Here is a 15,063-nt window from a genome sequence, read left to right as displayed (position 1 = left end):
GTTCGTCAATGCGCAAAGTGGGCGCAGACGGCGGGCGCGGAACGCCGCCTATTCCTGCGCCGCCGCGACGCCGGCGGCGCTGCGGCGCACCGCAGGACCACGCTCGTACCAGCCGCGGCTGCGGTTCACGATGGCGACCACCGAAAGCATCACCGGCACCTCGATCAGCACGCCGACGACGGTGGCCAGAGCCGCCCCCGAGGTGAGCCCGAACAGGCTGATCGCAGCGGCGACGGCGAGCTCGAAGAAGTTGCTGGCGCCGATCAGGGCCGAGGGGCCGGCCACGCAATGGGCCTCCCCCGCCCACCGATTGAGCAGATAGGCGAGGCCGGAGTTGAAATAGACCTGGATCAGGATGGGGACCGCCAGCATGGCGATGACCGCCGGCTGCGCCAGAATCTGCTCGCCCTGGAAGCCGAAGAGCAGGACGAGCGTGGCCAGGAGCGCCCCCAGGGACAGAGGCTGGATGCGGGCGAGCGCCGCCGCCAGCGCCCCCTCGCCGCCCCGCGCGATCAGGGCGCCGCGGGCGAGCTGGGCCAGGACGACCGGCACGAGGATGTAGAGGACCACCGACAGCAGCAGGGTCTCCCACGGGACGACGATGGCCGAGATGCCGAGCAGCAGGCCGACGATGGGGGCGAAGGCCACGATCATGATGGCGTCGTTGAGCGCCACCTGGCTCAGGGTGAAGTTGGCGTCGCCGCGCGAGAGGTTGCTCCAGACGAAGACCATCGCCGTGCAGGGCGCGGCGGCGAGCAGGATGAGGCCGGCGATGTAGCTGCCGATCTCGCCCTGCGGCAGGTAGGGCCGGAAGACGACGCCCAGGAAGAGGGCCGCCAGAAGCGCCATGGAGAAGGGCTTCACCGCCCAGTTGACGAACAGGGTGACGCCGATGCCGCGCCAGTGCCGGCTCACCTGGCTCAGCGCCCGGAAGTCCACCTTCATCAGCATCGGCGTGATCATCAGCCAGATCAGCCCCGCCACCGGCAGGTTGACCTGGGCGACCTCCACTGCGGCGATCAGACGGAAGGCCGGCGGAAAGAAGTGGCCGAGGGCGACGCCCACGACGATGCAGAGCGCCACCCAGAGCGTCAGGTAGCGCTCGAAGATGGGCATGCGGGGCGCGGCTGCGGCCTCGGCGCTCATGACTGGGCCTCCTCGTGGATTTCGGCCAGGCGGCGTTTCAGGGCCTCGGGCGACAGCGCCGCCAGGTCGAGCTGCGCCAGGGCCGAAATTCGCAGCTCCAGCTGTTCATAGGCCCGCGCAAACGCGCCCGGCGCGTCCGCCGGAGAGGCGGCGGCGGGGTCGGGCAGGCCCCAGTGCGCGGCGGCCGGACGACCGGGCCAGATCGGGCAGACCTCGCCGGCGGCGTTGTCGCAGACGGTGATGATCAGATCGAGCGGCGGCGCGCCGGGCGCGGCGAACTCGTCCCAGCTCTTCGAGCGCAGGCCGGCGATGTCATAGCCCTTGGCCGACAGGAGGCGCAGGCTCTCGGGATGAACCGCGCCCTTAGGCGTGGAGCCCGCCGAATAGGCCTCGAAACGTCCTGCGCCCAGCCGGTTGAGGAGCGCCTCGGCCAGGATCGACCTGGCCGAGTTGCCCGTGCAGAGGAAGAGCACCCGCCAGGGCGCCCGTGTTGCGTCCGCCATGCTCGCCTCAGCAGCAGGCCGGAGCCGGCTCGGCCTTGGGCGCGGCCCCGCAGCAGGCGGTCGCGGCCGGGGCGGCGGCGATGGCGGGGTCCTCGCCATAGGTCACGGCTTCGCCGAAGGTGTGGAAGGTCTCCCAGCGGACGCCCGAGGGGTCGCTGACCCAGGACTTGTCCGAGCGGGCGTAGCAGCAGGTGGTCGCCTCCTGGTCGAAGGTCGTCTCGCCCGCCGCCTTCAGGCGCCCGGCCAGTTCGGCCAGTTCGGGGCCCTCGTCCACCTGGATGCCCAGGTGGTCGACGCCGGTCTTGGCGCCACGGGCGGAGATGGCGAAGTTCACCTTCGGATCGTCCAGCATCCACTTGGCGTAGTCGTCCCTCACCACCGCCGGCTGGGCGCCGAAAAGGGTGGCGTAGAAGCCGATCGAGCGGTCGAGATCCTCGACCGAGACATGGACATGCAGGCGCTTCATTGGAGCGTTCCTTCGTTCTGATCGCAGCAGGATTGGGCGGCCGCGGCCGCTAGGGGCGCGCAGACCTCGGGACGGCCCTGGCAGCAGTCCTGCATCAGGTAGAGAAGCAGGTCGCCCATGCCGTCAAAGTCGGCGCTGTAGATGATCGAGCGCCCCTCGCGCCGCGACCTGGCCAGCCCGGCGTTCGTCAGGATGGCGAGCTGGGCCGACAGGGTGTTGGCGGGCGCGCCGGCCGCGCGGGCGAGCTCCCCGGCGGGAAGGCCGTCGCGGCCGGCCTGGACCAGCAGACGGAAGACCTCCAGCCGGCCTTGCTGGGCCAGGGCGGACAGGCGCTTGAGGGCGGTTTCGATTTCCATACTTCCAGATATGTGGAAATATGGAGTCGTTGTCAAGCCGCCTCAGGCGACGGGCTGTCGCGGACCGAAGAGGATGAGCGCGGCGCCGGCGAGGCAGATGGCCGCGCCGATGAGATCCCAGCGGTCCGGCCGCGCACCTTCCACGGCCCAGAGCCAGACGAGCGCGGAGGCGATATAGACCCCGCCATAGGCCGCATAGGCGCGGCCGGCGTGGCTTGCATCGATGAGCGTGAGCAGCCAGGCGAAGAGGATGAGCGAGGCCGTCCCCGGCAGGACCCAGAGCACGCTCCTGCCCAGCCGCAGCCAGGCCCAGAAGGCGAAGCAGCCGGCGATCTCGGCCACCGCGGCGCCCGCATAGGCCAGGACCCAGAACGTCATGCCGCGCGCCTCCCCTTCCGGTTCGGCGCCCAGACTACATGCGTTCGGGCGTGGCCACGCCGAGAAGGTCGAGCGCGAGCTCGAGCTGGCGCAGGGTCGTGGAGGCGAGCGTCAGGCGCGACTCCTTCACCGCCGGCTCGGCGATCAGGATTGGGCAGGCCGCGTAGAAGCGCGAGAAGGCCTGGGCCAGCTTGTAGGCGTGATCGGCGATGAAGTTGGGCGCCTTGCGCTCATAGGCCTCGGAGAGCGCCTGATCGAAGGCGTCGAGCAGCAGGACGAGCTCGCGCTCGGCCGGCTCGCCGATGGTCACCGGCCCGCCCTCGGCGCCTTCGTCGGCGGCCTTGCGCAGCAGGGATTTCACCCGCACCGCCTGGTAGAGCAGATAGGGGCCGGTCTTGCCCTCGAAGCTCGTGAAGCGGTCGAGATCGAAGACATAGGAGGTGCCGCGGAAGTTCTGCAGGTCGGCGAACTTCAGGGCGGCGACGGCGACCTTGTGGGCGACGTCCTCGAAGGCCTCTTCGGTGAAGCCGGCGCCGAGGTCGGCCTCCCGCAGGCGCTCGCGCGCCTTGGCCTTGGTCATCTCGATCAGGTCGTGCAGCTTCAGGACGCCGCCCTCGCGGGTCTTGAAGGGCTTGCCGTCCGTGCCGTTCATCGTGCCGAAGCCGATGTGCTCAAGCGAACCTTCCTCGGCGTAGCCGGCGAGATAGGCGGCGCGGAAGACGATCTCGAAGTGGTCGGCCTGGCGCTGGTCGACCACGTAGAGGACCTGTTCGGGGTCGAAGCTCTGCTTGCGGTCGAGAATGGTGGCCAGGTCGGTCGTGCCGTACATGGCCGAGCCTTCGGACGAGACCACCAGCAGGGGCGGCAGTTCGCGCTTGTCGCCCTGGCGGTTCACCCGGACGATGCGCGCGCCCTGATCGTCCACCAGCAGGCCCTTGGCCTCCAGGTCCTCGACCATGCCGGGGATCAGGTGGTCGACATCGCTCTCGCCCTTCCAGAGGTCGAAGTCGACGCCGATGGCGTGGAAGTCGCGCTCCAGCGCCACCTGCGTCACCCGCGCGAAGTGCCGCCACAGCAGATGGTGGCCGGGCTTGCGCGCCTGCAGCTCGGCGGTCAGCTTCCGCGCGCGGTCGCGATAGTCGGCGTCCTCCTTGCCGCGGGCGGCGGCCTGCGGATAGAGCCGGTCGAGATCGGCCAGGCTGATGTGCTCGGCCAGGGCGGCGAAGGCGGTGGCCTCTTCTTCCGCCGTCAGCGGGGTGGCGCGGGCGTTGACCCGTTCGACCAGGCTGGCGACGAAGGCGTCCTCGTCGCAGACAGCCCCGATCAGCAGGCCCATCTGATAGCCCCAGTCGCCGAAGTGGGCGTCGCCCACCACGGTGTCGCCCCGGAACCGGTAGAGCCGCTTGATCGCCTCGCCGATGATGGACGAGCGCAGGTGCCCGACATGCATGGGCTTGGCGACGTTGGGGCCGCCATAGTCGACGAGCACGCGGCGCGGGGTCTCGACCGCGCCGGCGCCCAGGCGCAGGTCGCCGGCGATCTCGATGGCGCGTTCGGCCAGGGCCGCCTCGCTCACACGGATATTGATGAAGCCGAGGCCGGCGATCTCCACCGAGGCGATCCGCGGATCGGTCTTCAGGCGTTCGACAACGCCCGCGGCGATCTCGCGCGGGTCACGGCGGGCCTGCTTGGCGGCGGCGAGCGCGCCATTGCACTGGAAATCGGCGAGGTCGGGCCGGTCGGACGGAGTCACCCGGCCAAGCTCGGCCGGAAGACCCGCGGCGGCGAAGGCGGCCGAAACCGCTTCGCCGAGGCCCCGCTTGAGGTCGGTCATGGGTTGTCTTGGGCGGTCCCGGCGGCCTGGTCGGCGCCCACGTCCACGCGGAAGCGCTTACCGGCGCGGTTGAACTCCGCCATCTGCGGCGTCACGTCGAAGCCGACGAGCACCTCGAAATTGGCGCCGCTGGTGGTCAGGCTGGCGCGCGGAATGACGATGCCTTCGATGGTCTGGCGGCGGTAGACGCGGTCTTCGCCGGGGCCGAAGGTCACCGGAAGATCGAAATACTCCTTGGCGATGACGGCGTCGTTCCGCTTCGTCACCGCCACCCAGTAGCGGTAGGTCTTCTCGGACCCTTGCGCGGTCGGACCGCGGCCGAGTTCGAACAGGACCTCCATCTGCACCTTGATGGGCTCGTCGTCCTCGTAGGCGCAGCCGGCCGAAATGCCCTGGATCTCGCCGGTGTAGCCGACGGCGGCCGAAGCCTCGCGCCCGCCTTGGAACTCCACGTAGCGGCCGGCGTCGTAGAGCACCTTCACGAAGGGGCACGGCCCGGCGTTGCGCAGCTGCGGCAGCGGCGCCTGACGATCGCCCCACTCGCTCTGGCGGCGCCGGCGATCCTCCGCCTGCTGCGCGCGGTCGTCCTGATTCTGACCTCGCGACTGCGCCCAACCCTGCGCCGGAGCGAAGGTGGTGGCGGTCACGACCGCGGCGAGGGCGAGAAGGAGTGTGCGGCGCATCAAACGTCCAGATCTGGCGGCGCGGGCGTCCCGGCGGGGAAGCTGCGCATGAAGGGCCTCTACTAATGGTTCTCGATTGAGGCCGCAACGCGGCTGGCGGCGGCCGGCCGGAGCGCCTACCTTCGGCCCATGACGCAGAGCCCCGCCCGACGCCCGCTGAAAGTCCTGCTCGCCGCGCCGCGCGGCTTCTGCGCGGGCGTCGATCGGGCGATCCAGATCGTCGAGCGCGCCATCGAGAAGTACGGCGCGCCGGTCTATGTGCGCCACGAGATCGTCCACAATCGCCACGTGGTCGAACGCCTGCGCAACCTGGGCGCCGTCTTCGTCGAGGAGCTGCACGAGTGCCCGGACGATCGTCCGGTGGTGTTCTCCGCCCACGGCGTGCCCAAGTCGGTGCCGGCCGAGGCCAGCCGGCGGGAGATGATCTATCTGGACGCCACCTGCCCGCTCGTCTCCAAGGTCCATGTCGAGGCCCAGCGCCACTATGACGCGGGCAAGGAGATCGTCCTGATCGGCCATGCCGGCCATCCGGAGGTGGTGGGCACGATGGGCCAGCTGCCCGAGGGCGCCGTCACCCTGATCGAGACCGTGGAGGACGCGCAGGTCTATCAGCCGCGCGACCCGTCCAGGGTGGCCTTCGCCACCCAGACCACCCTGTCGGTGGACGACACCGCCGAGATCGTGGCGACCCTGCGCGCCCGCTTCCCGGACATGGCCGCGCCGCACAAGGAAGACATCTGCTACGCCACCACCAATCGCCAGGAGGCGGTCAAGGCGGTGGCGGAGAAGGCCGACCTGCTGCTGGTGATCGGTTCGGCCAACTCCTCCAACTCCGTGCGCCTGGCCGAGGTCGGCCGCCGCGCCGGCTGCCCCGCCCATCTGATCGACGATGCGGGCGCGCTCGACCTTGGCTGGCTGGACGCCGTCCAGGTGGTCGGCGTCACCGCCGGGGCCTCGGCGCCGGAGGACTTGGTTCAGGGCGTCATCGACCGCATGGCCGAACGCTTCGCGGTGACCGTCGAGGTGGCCGAGGCCGCCCGCGAGACGGTGAGCTTCAAGCTGCCGAGAGCGCTCGCCGAAACGGCCTGAGCCCGGCGACCGGCGGCAAATCCGGGGACGAAGCCGCCAGGCGGCTTGACCGCGCCTGCGCCCTCCCCCATGCGCTGCGCATGGCCGTCTACACCGACATCTCCGACGAAGAGCTGGAAGCGCTCCTCACCCGCTACGACCTGGGGGCGCCGCTCGCCTTCAAGGGCATCGCCGAGGGGGTGGAGAACTCCAACTTCCTGCTGGAGACCCAGCGCGGGCGCTTCATCCTGACGGTCTATGAGAAGCGGGTGAACGCCTCCGACCTGCCCTTCTTCCTGGGGCTGATGCGCTGGCTGGCCGATCACGACTATCCCTGCGCCACGCCCATGGCGGGCCTGGACGGCGAGCTGATCCAGAGCGTGCGCGGCAAGCCGGCGGCCATCGTCGGCTTCATGCCGGGCCTGTCGGTGCGCCGCCCGAACGCCCGTCATTGCCGCGAGGCCGGCGAGGGCCTGGCGCGCCTGCATCTGGCGGCGCAGGGCTTCCCCATGAGCCGGGCGAACGACCTCGGCCAGTCCGCCTGGGCGCCGATGTTCCAGGGCCTGAAGGACGCCGCCGAGGGACTGAAGCCGGGGCTGGCCGCAACCATCTCCGCCGATCTGGCCGACCTGGCCGCCCGCTGGCCGAAAGGCTTGCCGACGGGCGTCATCCACGCCGACTACTTCCCCGACAACGTCTTCTTCCAGGGCGAGCGGTTCGCGGCGACCATCGACTTCTACTTCGCGTGCGTGGACGCTCTCGCCTACGACATCGCCGTGGCCCTGAACGCCTGGTGCTTCGAGGCTGACGGCAGCTTCAACATCACCAGCGCCCGGGCTCTGGTCGCCGGCTATGAGGCGATCCGTCCCCTGAGCGACGCCGAGCGGGCCGCCCTGCCGGTCCTGGCCCACGGCGCGGCCATGCGCTTCTTCCTCACCCGTCTCAACGACTGGGGGGCGACGCCCGCCGGCGCCCTGGTCAAGCCGAAGGACCCCCTGGAGTACGAGCGCAAGCTGGCGGTCCACCGCAGCGCCCCGGACCTGGTCCTTTTCGGGGCCGGCTCGTGACGCCCAAGGTCGTGATCTACACCGACGGCGCCTGCAGCGGGAATCCGGGTCCCGGCGGCTGGGGCGCGATCCTGATCTATGGCGAGCGCGAGAAGGAGATCTCGGGCGGGGAGCCGGCGACCACCAACAACCGCATGGAGATGATGGCCGCCATCCAGGCGCTGGAGACGCTGAACCGTCCCTGCAAGGTCGAGCTGCACACCGACAGCCAGTACGTGATGAAGGGCATCACCGAGTGGCTGCGCGGCTGGAAGGCGCGCGGCTGGAAGACCGCCTCCAAGGAGCCCGTCAAGAACGCCGACCTCTGGCAGAGGCTCGACGCGGCGCGCCAGCGGCACGAGGTCGACTGGCGCTGGGTCAAGGGCCACGCCGGCCATGAGCTGAACGAACGCGCCGACGCTCTGGCCCGCAAGGGGCTGAAGGACGCCGCCGCCAATCCCGCCTAGACGCCGCCCGTCGCCAGGAAGCCCACATAGGCGGCGTAGGCGGCGAGGAAGGCCGCCCCTTCCAGCCGCTTGAGGCCTCCGCCGGTGCGCAGGAAGACCGCCAGGAGCGCGGTGGCGCCCAGCAGCACCCAGATGTCGAGGCGGATCACCTCCGGCGGGATGCGGATCGGGCTGACCATGGCGGTGACGCCGAGGATGCCCAGGGCATTGTAAACGTTCGACCCGATGACGTTGCCGACGGCCACCTCGGAATGGCGGCGCAGGGCCGCCACGACGCAGGCGACCAGTTCCGGCAGGCTGGTGCCGACGGCCACGACCGTCAGACCGATCACCGTCTCGGATACGCCAAGGCCCTCGGCCAGTTCGACGGCCCCGTCGACGAGCAGGCGCGCGCCGAAGACCGTCAGGGCGATGCCGGCGACCGTCAGCAGCAGGTTCTTGCCGAAACCGGTCCAGTCGCGCGCCTTGACCGCGCCCGCCTCGCCCGCCCGGTTGCGCTCGCGCGCATAGGCGAGGCCGACATAGCCCATCAGGGCCAGGATCAGGACGAGGCCGAAGTAGAAGTCCACGAAACCTGCGATCACCGCCGCCAGCAGCAGGACCGAGGACAGGCCGAGCGCGATCATGTCCCGCCGGATGACCGAGGGCCGGATCATCACCGGCGAGATGGCGGCCGTCACGCCGAGGATCAGCAGGATGTTGGCGATGTTGGAGCCCAGCACGTTGCCGACCGCGATGCCCGGCGAGTCGCGCAGGGCCGCCAGTAGGCTGGTCACCAGTTCCGGCGTCGACGTGCCGAAGCCCACCAGGACCAGGCCGCTGAGCAGAGGGGAGACGCCGACGGCGCGCGCCGCCCCCACGGCCCCGCGGACCAGGACCTCGCCGCCCCCGGCCAACAGGACGAGACCGCCCAGGATCAGGAGCGTCGTCATCATCGACGCATCTCCTCACGGGGATGTCTGAAGTTTAGCACCTGGCTCATGCGCCGCTCCTCTGGTCGCCTCCGAAGGCGAGCTCGCACAGGAGCGCAAGACCTGGCCCCTGCAATCGAGCGCACCCGATGCGGTCCGACATCACGATCCACAGGGATCGCCAGAGGGGCCCGGCCCGCCGTGCGGAGATTGGCTCACGCCCCTGCGGTGTCAACGGTCTCGCCCGCCCCATCTCGCTTCCGCTTCGCCCTCGATCACGCGTATAAATAGAAAAACAGCGCCGCTCTATCTGAAGGTCCCATCAAGCGGATCTTGACGAGCGCAGCGCTGGCCGCGGGCGTCCTGCTGAACTGCGGCGCCCAGTCCCGTCCCGCCAGCAGTGTGACGCCATCACCGCCGCAACGGCAGGTCGGCCTCGGCTTCGGCCTCTTCCGCCGCGCGCTGGGCGGCGGCTTCGCGGGGGTCGAGGCGGTAGGTGACGTCGGAGAGGCGAGCGGCGAGGCCCTGACCGCGGCGGGCGGCGGCGGCCTCGGCGATGCGGCTGGCGCGGGTGCACTCCGGATGCTCGGCGCGGCGCAGGGCGAAGCCGGAGTTGAAGGCCTCTTTCATCCGCCGGTCCAGCGCCGGATCGGGCTGTTCGGTGTCGGTCAGCCGGATCATGCGGTCGCGCCAGTACTGGTCGTAGGCGCCCTCGCAGGCCTGGCGCAGGGCGTGGCTCTCGCCGAGCACATAGGCGATGTCGATGATGGTCTGCCGCTGGGACGGCGTCCGCTCCTGCGCCTGGGCGAAGCCGGCCGAGGCGGCGAGAAGGGTCAGGGCGAGAAGGGCCGTGCGCATGGCCCTCACATAAGGCCCTCCCGCGACGATTGTCACCGATGCGCCCGCAGCGGGCGAGCCCTCGCGCGCCGGCCCAGGCTCTGCTAGCCAAGCGGAGCCTTGTGGAGGGGGACGCCCATGAAGATCGCCGCCGTCGTGACCGCAGCAAGCCTGGCCCTGGCCGGAACCGCCCAGGCGCAGGAGGCGGCGTTCGCCCCGCGCGCGCCCTCCAGCCTCATCGACGTGCTGGGCGCCATGGACGCCCGCGCCGAACTGGACGGCATGGAGAACGGGCAGGTGCGCCTCAACGTGATCACGCCCGGCGGCATCTTCGGGGCCGAGTTCATCGGCTGCGACGACAGGGGCGCGGCCTGCAAGGCGCTGGGCTTCACGGCCTCGATCCAGAAGCGGACCCTGACGCTGGAGCACCTGAACGACTTCAACCGCCGCGACATCCTCTGCCGCGGCGTGATGTCCGGCGACGAGGCCAATATCCGCTACGGCCTGCTGCTGACCGACAACCTGACGGCGGGCGACCTGCGCGAGCACGTGGCGGTGTGGCAGCGCTGCCTCGGCGCCTTCGCCGCGCTCGCCACCGATCCGGAAAAGTTCCTCGGCGAGAACTAGGCCGGGACGCGCCCGCGCAGGGCGGCCATGCGGTCGATGGCGGCCTCGGCCTCCCGCACCATCTCGGCGACGACCTCGGCGGCGGGCTTCACCGCCCGCACACCGCCCGCAGATTGCCCCATGGCGAAGCAGGACCGGTCGGGGTCGAGGCCTTCGGTCTGGCCGCCGATGCCGCCCATGACGCCGGTGCGCGACGACAGCGCCGCCTGCATGGGGAAGGGCTGGATCTCCTCGGGCCGCCGCTCCCAGTCCTCGACATAGGGGTTCTTCTTCACCCGCATCGGCTTGCCGGAATAGCAGCGGGTGCGCACCGTATCGTCGTCCTGCGCGGCCACCACGGCCTCGCGGTACAACTGGCCCGCATGGGCCTCGGGCGTGGCGATGAAGCGGGTGCCGATCCACACGCCCTGGGCGCCGAGCGCGAGCGCCGCAGCCAGGCCCCGCCCGTCATGGATGCCGCCCGCGGCGACCACCGGAATGTCCACCGCGTCGACCGCCTGGGCCACCAGCGGCAGGGTGCCGACCAGGCCGGTATGGCCGCCGCCCTCCCCGCCCTGGCAGATGACGGCGTCGCAGCCAGCCTGCTGCGCCTTCACCGCGTGCTTCACCGCCCCGCAGACGACCATCACCTTCAGGCCGGCGGCCTTCAACTTCTCCATGATCGGCATGGGGACGCCCAGGCCGGCGATAAAGGAGGAGGCGCCCTCTTCGATGATGATCTCCACCGAAGCGGTCAGACTCTCGGGCGAGGCGGCCAGGAGGTCGACGCCGAAGGGGCGGTCGGTCAGCTTGCGGACCTTGCGCATCTCCTCGCGGATGAAGTCCGGCGAGCGGCCGGCCATGCCCAGCACGCCATAGCCCCCGGCGTTGCAGACGGCGGCCACCAGATCGGCATAGGCCACCCCGCCCATGCCGGCCTGCATGATGGGGTGCTGGATGCCCAAGAGGTCGCAAAGCGGCGTGTGCAGGCTCATGGCGTCGTCTCCCGTGGTGATCTCGTTGGCGACCACCATGGCGCCGCAGGACCCGCGGGAAAACGGTGACGTAGAGGCAGGGGCCATTGCGCTCGCGCTTGGCGCGCCCGAAAGAGGGTGACACGAAGAGCACAAAGGACCGCAAAGGACACAAAGGGAGACGCGACAGGGACTTCGTGTCCATTGCTTCCCTTCGTGTGCTTCGTGTCACCCTTTGTTCTCGGCGCCTGCGGCGCGGGCGAAGGGCTCAGAAGATGGCGTAGCCGCCGTCGATCAGGACCGAATCGCCGGTGTGGAAGCGCGAGGCGTCGGAGGCGAAATAGACGGCGATGCCGCCGAAGTCCTCCGGCTCGCCCCAGCGGCGCATGGGCACGCGCTTGATGACGTTCTCGTTGAACTTGTCGTTGTCCTGCGCGCCGGCCGTCATGTCGGTGGCGATCCAGCCGGGCAGGATGACATTGGCGCGGATGCCGTAGCGGGCGTGCTCCACGGCGATGGCGCGGATCATCGGAATCAGCGCCCCCTTGGTGGCCGCATAGGCCTGGTTGCGCGCCGCCCCGTCCAGGGCCGAGAGCGACGAGGTGGCGATGAGCGAACCGCCCTGCCCGTCGCCCGCCCGCTCGACCATGTGCTTGGCCGCCTCGCGCAGGGTGAAGAAGACGCCGTCCAGATTGACCGACAGCACCTTGCGATAGGTCTCGGTGGGAAACTCCGCGAAGGACTTGGCCCCGCCGCCGATGCCGGCGTTGGCGACCACGGTGTGGACCGCGCCCATCTTCGCCACCGCCTCGGCCATGCCGGCGGCCACGGCCGCCTCGTCGGCGACATTGACCACCTGGGCGAGCACGCGTGTCCCGTGGGCCTTGAGCTGCGCCTCGGCGCGGGCGTTCTTGTCGGGGTTCGAGCCCCAGATGACCACGTCGGCGCCGGCCTGGGCCATGGCGTCCGCCATGCCAAGCCCGATGCCCCCGTTGCCGCCGGTGACCAGGGCGACCTTGCCGGTCAGGTCGAAGGGTTTATAGGCCACGGCGTCCTCCTCGCGTTCAAACGTTTGTTGGGCGGAGGAAAGGCGGGCCCGCGCGCAGCGTCAAGGGCGATGGCGTGGGCAAGAGCGGCGGAGGGTCTGAGATGGGCTCGAAGCCGAAGTGCGGAAGGTCGGCTCTGCGGCAAGCCGGTAGCCGCGCGTTTGAGGCGCTGCGCTACGACCGGATTGGACTCAAAGTTGGGAGAATCTTTTCGAGGCGTGCGCCAGAGCTTTGCCTCAGAAGGCCCCGCCCTGCAGCGCAACCCACCGCGTCTAAGCGCGCCCCCCGATAGTCGATCGGCCGACGTTGGGCATCTGTGCTTGAGGGCGATCGTGGTCGTGCCGCTTAAGATAGGTATCGCGGCTGCCGCCTTGTCATTCATCGTCGTCGTCCAGTCGAGAATGACTGCCGCGGGGCGCTTCAGCGAACACGTCGAGCTTCTGCTTCTGACTGGCATCCAAGCCAGTCCTAGCGCGCATATCCGCAACCCGAGTTCCGAGGCGGGCGGTATCGAGGATGTCCTCGTAGGCTTTCAGGTTCACCTTGGTCACCGGTCTCGCGACGCGATCGCCCAGGCCTCCAAACCCCATTCCTTGTGTCCACGCAACGGAAATAGTTTCCTCGGCCATACGGATCACGAAATCATCGCGTTCGAGGGCTGCGTCGGTCCACTGGCGAACTTCTTCCGTGGATCCCCATTCACTCCATTGGAAGAGAAGCTGCCCCAATTGACCCGATTGAATAAGGGACATGTCGCGAGCCGCGCCGCGTAGGCGATCGAGCGCTAGCTCTTGAAAGCTCTTCGCCATCTCCTCGCTCACGAGCGGGTCTCTACGCTGCTGCCCATCTTCGCTCGGCTCGTAGGCTCGAACGCAACGACGAGCGAAATTGCAAAGCCACCCGAGCGAAGCCGCCGCAATCGCCGCTTGGTAGATTCTCTCGCGCTCCGCTTCGTCGAACCGCTCATTGACGAGACTGTTGATGAGCCAATGTATCCGCAGCTTGTTATCGCCGATGGAGAAGCCCCGAGCGCGATCCGCTTCGACATCAAGTTCATCGGCGACCGAGAAAAGCGCTGCCACGAAGGGTGCAACCTTGTCCTTTTCGATGTCGCGCGCGCGGGTGGTCACCTCCTCAAGCGCCAATGACGTTTGGGTCGTGCCGTTGCGACGAGTGTGTTTCAGGCGATCCAGAAAGAAGCGCGTGACGAATTCGGATTCGTCAGCCCGCTGGATCAGCTCCGCCATCAGCGCTGCCGGGATGACATCTTCACCCGTCGCGTATGCAAAGTAGGTCGGGAAGTGTCTCCGGGAGCAGAGCAGTCGCGCCGCCTCGTGGTGGTCCGCCGAACCGTGGAACACGTTTGACCAAATACCCTCAAGTCGCGGGAACAGCCGCATCAAAGCGCGTCGATCTCGGTGGTAGTCTGGATCGTCGTTCCTCAGTCTAAGCATACGATCATATCGCTCAGGCAATCCCGCATCGCGGCCGCCGTATCCAGCATTGCCGTCGCAAAGTTCATCGGCATGTGATCGGATGGCCCGATAGAGATCTGGCTTAGCCAGCTTTATGGCTGAGATGGCTAGGAAGTCGGCCCGATCGACCTCACCAGCGATCGCTGGCCAAGTGGCCTTCAACTCGTTCTCTAGTCGCACGACATCGCGCGGTGTGATGAGCAGCGGCGCAACCACGTCAAAGAAGACGTTCATGAAGCGGGTCACGTCGCGCTCAGCAGGCGAACCCATTACTGCCTCGGCGGTCACCAGCACCCGGTGGCGAAGAACGTCAACGAGAGGTGGCGGGATGTCGAATGCGCTCTGGACAATCTTCTCCAGGTAGGTTGGCCCCTCCGAGGGGAAGCGCTCTGCAACCGCCCGTTCCGCAAGCGCTCTGTCGAATGCGAGCAGGTAGACAACGTTCGGAAGCCGCCCGACCGACTTCACGAGCCTGAACATCGTCAGCGCATCGTCTGGGCTGAGCCGGTCAATGTCGTCGATGATCACGAGAAATGTTCGGGATTGGTCAGCAAGCGCCTTTGCTACGACCGCGTGCTCCTGCTCGACCGTGCGCTTCGCTCCGCTGATTTGGCCTATCCACGATGCGGCGCCAGATACCAAACCTCCCGACCCAGGTGCCTTCAAGTTGGCGGCTGCTCCGAGCAATGAACCAGCAGCTGAAACGCCCCCCCCGATCCGCGCGAGGCTCTTTCGGATCTTTTCTGGCAGCGACTGTCCAATCGCGACGCTTAATTCGTGGAAGAAGGCCAGGGTGAGCGCGTCGGCCCCAGCGAACCACCACGGATTAAAGGGAATTGGCACGATCTCCTGACGATCAAACGCATCTTTGAGGTGGTGCCTGATCAGGTTGATCGCGCTGCTCTTTCCCGATCCCCACGGGCCATTGATCGCGATCACTAGTCCCTCGGGCGCCTTCATGCCTCTGATGCTCGTCGCGACGGCCCGCGCAAAGGGATCGAGGCTGTAAAGATCGTCGGTTGGCCCGCCGATGGGTGCGTCGTTGAGCAGTGACATCGTCAGACGCTAGCCCAACACTGTGCAGACTTCATCTGCGTGAACGCGGATATCCATACCGTTCGACTCTCTGGCCCCCACCTCTTTCGAATGGTCTTTGTTCCCGCTCAAGGTACTCCACGCGTGCTCTAAGCCCTTCCGTCTCCCTTCCGGGCTCCGCCATCCGAGCATCCAGGTGTTTTCGTCATCTAAGGTCCGCTTCCGGCGCAGA

At 68.6% G+C, this 15,063-nt stretch carries 16 protein-coding genes; 4 read left to right on the top strand and 12 right to left on the bottom strand.

Annotated elements, in window-relative coordinates:
- Positions 1 to 48: 48 nt before the first annotated feature.
- Genes arsB through H2041_RS15645 form a run of 7 tightly spaced genes read right to left on the bottom strand, consistent with a single transcriptional unit; the run spans position 49 to position 5,366 of the window.
- A complete protein-coding gene (gene arsB, locus H2041_RS15675) occupies positions 49 to 1,146 on the bottom strand; it encodes an ACR3 family arsenite efflux transporter (protein WP_293414270.1) in 1,098 nt (365 codons plus the stop codon).
- Positions 1,143 to 1,649, bottom strand: a complete 507-nt coding sequence (locus tag H2041_RS15670) for an arsenate reductase ArsC (protein WP_293414268.1) — start codon at positions 1,647 to 1,649, stop codon at positions 1,143 to 1,145. The genes arsB and H2041_RS15670 overlap by 4 nt, the downstream gene beginning before the upstream one ends.
- Before the next feature lie 7 nt (positions 1,650 to 1,656).
- Complete coding sequence (locus H2041_RS15665) at positions 1,657 to 2,115, bottom strand: ArsI/CadI family heavy metal resistance metalloenzyme (RefSeq protein WP_293414266.1); 459 nt, start codon at positions 2,113 to 2,115, stop codon at positions 1,657 to 1,659.
- Positions 2,112 to 2,471 carry a helix-turn-helix transcriptional regulator gene (locus tag H2041_RS15660; protein ID WP_293414264.1) on the bottom strand — a complete coding sequence of 120 codons (360 nt, stop codon included), beginning with the start codon at positions 2,469 to 2,471 and terminating at the stop codon, positions 2,112 to 2,114. The genes H2041_RS15665 and H2041_RS15660 overlap by 4 nt, the downstream gene beginning before the upstream one ends.
- 42 nt (positions 2,472 to 2,513) lie before the next feature.
- Entirely contained in the window at positions 2,514 to 2,849 is a 336-nt protein-coding gene (locus H2041_RS15655) for a YnfA family protein (RefSeq protein WP_293414262.1), read from the bottom strand.
- A 34-nt stretch (positions 2,850 to 2,883) separates the two neighbouring features.
- Positions 2,884 to 4,683, bottom strand: a complete 1,800-nt coding sequence (locus tag H2041_RS15650) for an arginine--tRNA ligase (protein WP_293414260.1) — start codon at positions 4,681 to 4,683, stop codon at positions 2,884 to 2,886.
- On the bottom strand, positions 4,680 to 5,366 hold the full coding sequence (locus tag H2041_RS15645; protein ID WP_293414258.1) for a Tat pathway signal sequence domain protein: 687 nt from the start codon (positions 5,364 to 5,366) through the stop codon (positions 4,680 to 4,682). Before H2041_RS15645 ends, H2041_RS15650 begins: the two co-directional genes overlap by 4 nt.
- Before the next feature lie 129 nt (positions 5,367 to 5,495).
- Between H2041_RS15645 and ispH the strand changes: the two genes are divergently transcribed.
- From ispH to rnhA, 3 genes are all read left to right on the top strand, one after another.
- The gene (gene ispH, locus H2041_RS15640; protein ID WP_293414256.1) at positions 5,496 to 6,455 is read left to right on the top strand and encodes a 4-hydroxy-3-methylbut-2-enyl diphosphate reductase; all 960 of its coding nucleotides are present in this window, start codon (positions 5,496 to 5,498) and stop codon (positions 6,453 to 6,455) included.
- An 80-nt stretch (positions 6,456 to 6,535) separates the two neighbouring features.
- Complete coding sequence (gene thrB / locus H2041_RS15635; protein WP_293414254.1) at positions 6,536 to 7,501, top strand: homoserine kinase; 966 nt, start codon at positions 6,536 to 6,538, stop codon at positions 7,499 to 7,501.
- The gene (gene rnhA, locus H2041_RS15630; protein ID WP_293414252.1) at positions 7,498 to 7,947 is read left to right on the top strand and encodes a ribonuclease HI; all 450 of its coding nucleotides are present in this window, start codon (positions 7,498 to 7,500) and stop codon (positions 7,945 to 7,947) included. The genes thrB and rnhA overlap by 4 nt, the downstream gene beginning before the upstream one ends.
- On the opposite strand, the gene H2041_RS15625 is transcribed toward rnhA, so the two are convergent.
- Both H2041_RS15625 and H2041_RS15620 read right to left on the bottom strand, forming a co-directional pair.
- Positions 7,944 to 8,882: a calcium/sodium antiporter gene (locus H2041_RS15625; RefSeq protein WP_293414250.1), complete on the bottom strand. Its 939-nt coding sequence runs from the start codon at positions 8,880 to 8,882 to the stop codon at positions 7,944 to 7,946. The two genes, rnhA and H2041_RS15625, sit on opposite strands and share 4 nt — an antisense overlap.
- Positions 8,883 to 9,269: 387 nt before the next feature.
- Entirely contained in the window at positions 9,270 to 9,716 is a 447-nt protein-coding gene (locus H2041_RS15620; protein WP_293414248.1) for a TIGR02301 family protein, read from the bottom strand.
- Between the two features lie 117 nt (positions 9,717 to 9,833).
- On the opposite strand from H2041_RS15620, the gene H2041_RS15615 reads away from it, so the two are divergent.
- Positions 9,834 to 10,322 carry a YbjN domain-containing protein gene (locus H2041_RS15615; RefSeq protein WP_293414246.1) on the top strand — a complete coding sequence of 163 codons (489 nt, stop codon included), beginning with the start codon at positions 9,834 to 9,836 and terminating at the stop codon, positions 10,320 to 10,322.
- Here H2041_RS15615 and H2041_RS15610 read toward each other — a convergent pair.
- The 3 genes from H2041_RS15610 to H2041_RS15600 form a co-directional block, all read right to left on the bottom strand.
- Positions 10,319 to 11,296, bottom strand: coding sequence for an NAD(P)H-dependent flavin oxidoreductase (locus H2041_RS15610; protein ID WP_367134040.1), 978 nt, complete (start codon positions 11,294 to 11,296; stop codon positions 10,319 to 10,321). The two genes, H2041_RS15615 and H2041_RS15610, sit on opposite strands and share 4 nt — an antisense overlap.
- Positions 11,297 to 11,543: 247 nt before the next feature.
- Positions 11,544 to 12,323, bottom strand: a complete 780-nt coding sequence (locus H2041_RS15605) for an SDR family oxidoreductase (protein WP_293414242.1) — start codon at positions 12,321 to 12,323, stop codon at positions 11,544 to 11,546.
- A gap of 372 nt (positions 12,324 to 12,695) precedes the next feature.
- Positions 12,696 to 14,852, bottom strand: coding sequence for a P-loop NTPase fold protein (locus H2041_RS15600; protein ID WP_293414240.1), 2,157 nt, complete (start codon positions 14,850 to 14,852; stop codon positions 12,696 to 12,698).
- Between the last annotated feature and the right edge of the window lie 211 nt (positions 14,853 to 15,063).

This window comes from Phenylobacterium sp., from assembly GCF_013911965.1.
Lineage (GTDB): Bacteria > Pseudomonadota > Alphaproteobacteria > Caulobacterales > Caulobacteraceae > Phenylobacterium.
Note: the sequence above shows the minus strand (reverse complement) of the source record. Positions and strands in the feature narration are given on the sequence as shown.

Bases quoted from the DNA above. Each gene is read 5' to 3' on its own strand.
- thrB (WP_293414254.1), top strand. From the start codon at position 6,536: ATGGCCGTCTACACCGACATCTCCGACGAAGAGCTGGAAGCGCTCCTC.
- H2041_RS15615 (WP_293414246.1), top strand. From the start codon at position 9,834: ATGAAGATCGCCGCCGTCGTGACCGCAGCAAGCCTGGCCCTGGCCGGA.
- H2041_RS15665 (WP_293414266.1), bottom strand. From the start codon at position 2,115: ATGAAGCGCCTGCATGTCCATGTCTCGGTCGAGGATCTCGACCGCTCG.
- H2041_RS15645 (WP_293414258.1), bottom strand. From the start codon at position 5,366: ATGCGCCGCACACTCCTTCTCGCCCTCGCCGCGGTCGTGACCGCCACC.
- H2041_RS15670 (WP_293414268.1), bottom strand. From the start codon at position 1,649: ATGGCGGACGCAACACGGGCGCCCTGGCGGGTGCTCTTCCTCTGCACG.
- H2041_RS15660 (WP_293414264.1), bottom strand. From the start codon at position 2,471: ATGGAAATCGAAACCGCCCTCAAGCGCCTGTCCGCCCTGGCCCAGCAA.
- H2041_RS15655 (WP_293414262.1), bottom strand. From the start codon at position 2,849: ATGACGTTCTGGGTCCTGGCCTATGCGGGCGCCGCGGTGGCCGAGATC.
- H2041_RS15620 (WP_293414248.1), bottom strand. From the start codon at position 9,716: ATGCGCACGGCCCTTCTCGCCCTGACCCTTCTCGCCGCCTCGGCCGGC.
- H2041_RS15650 (WP_293414260.1), bottom strand. From the start codon at position 4,683: ATGACCGACCTCAAGCGGGGCCTCGGCGAAGCGGTTTCGGCCGCCTTC.
- arsB (WP_293414270.1), bottom strand. From the start codon at position 1,146: ATGAGCGCCGAGGCCGCAGCCGCGCCCCGCATGCCCATCTTCGAGCGC.
- H2041_RS15610 (WP_367134040.1), bottom strand. From the start codon at position 11,296: ATGAGCCTGCACACGCCGCTTTGCGACCTCTTGGGCATCCAGCACCCC.
- H2041_RS15600 (WP_293414240.1), bottom strand. From the start codon at position 14,852: ATGTCACTGCTCAACGACGCACCCATCGGCGGGCCAACCGACGATCTT.
- H2041_RS15625 (WP_293414250.1), bottom strand. From the start codon at position 8,882: ATGATGACGACGCTCCTGATCCTGGGCGGTCTCGTCCTGTTGGCCGGG.
- ispH (WP_293414256.1), top strand. From the start codon at position 5,496: ATGACGCAGAGCCCCGCCCGACGCCCGCTGAAAGTCCTGCTCGCCGCG.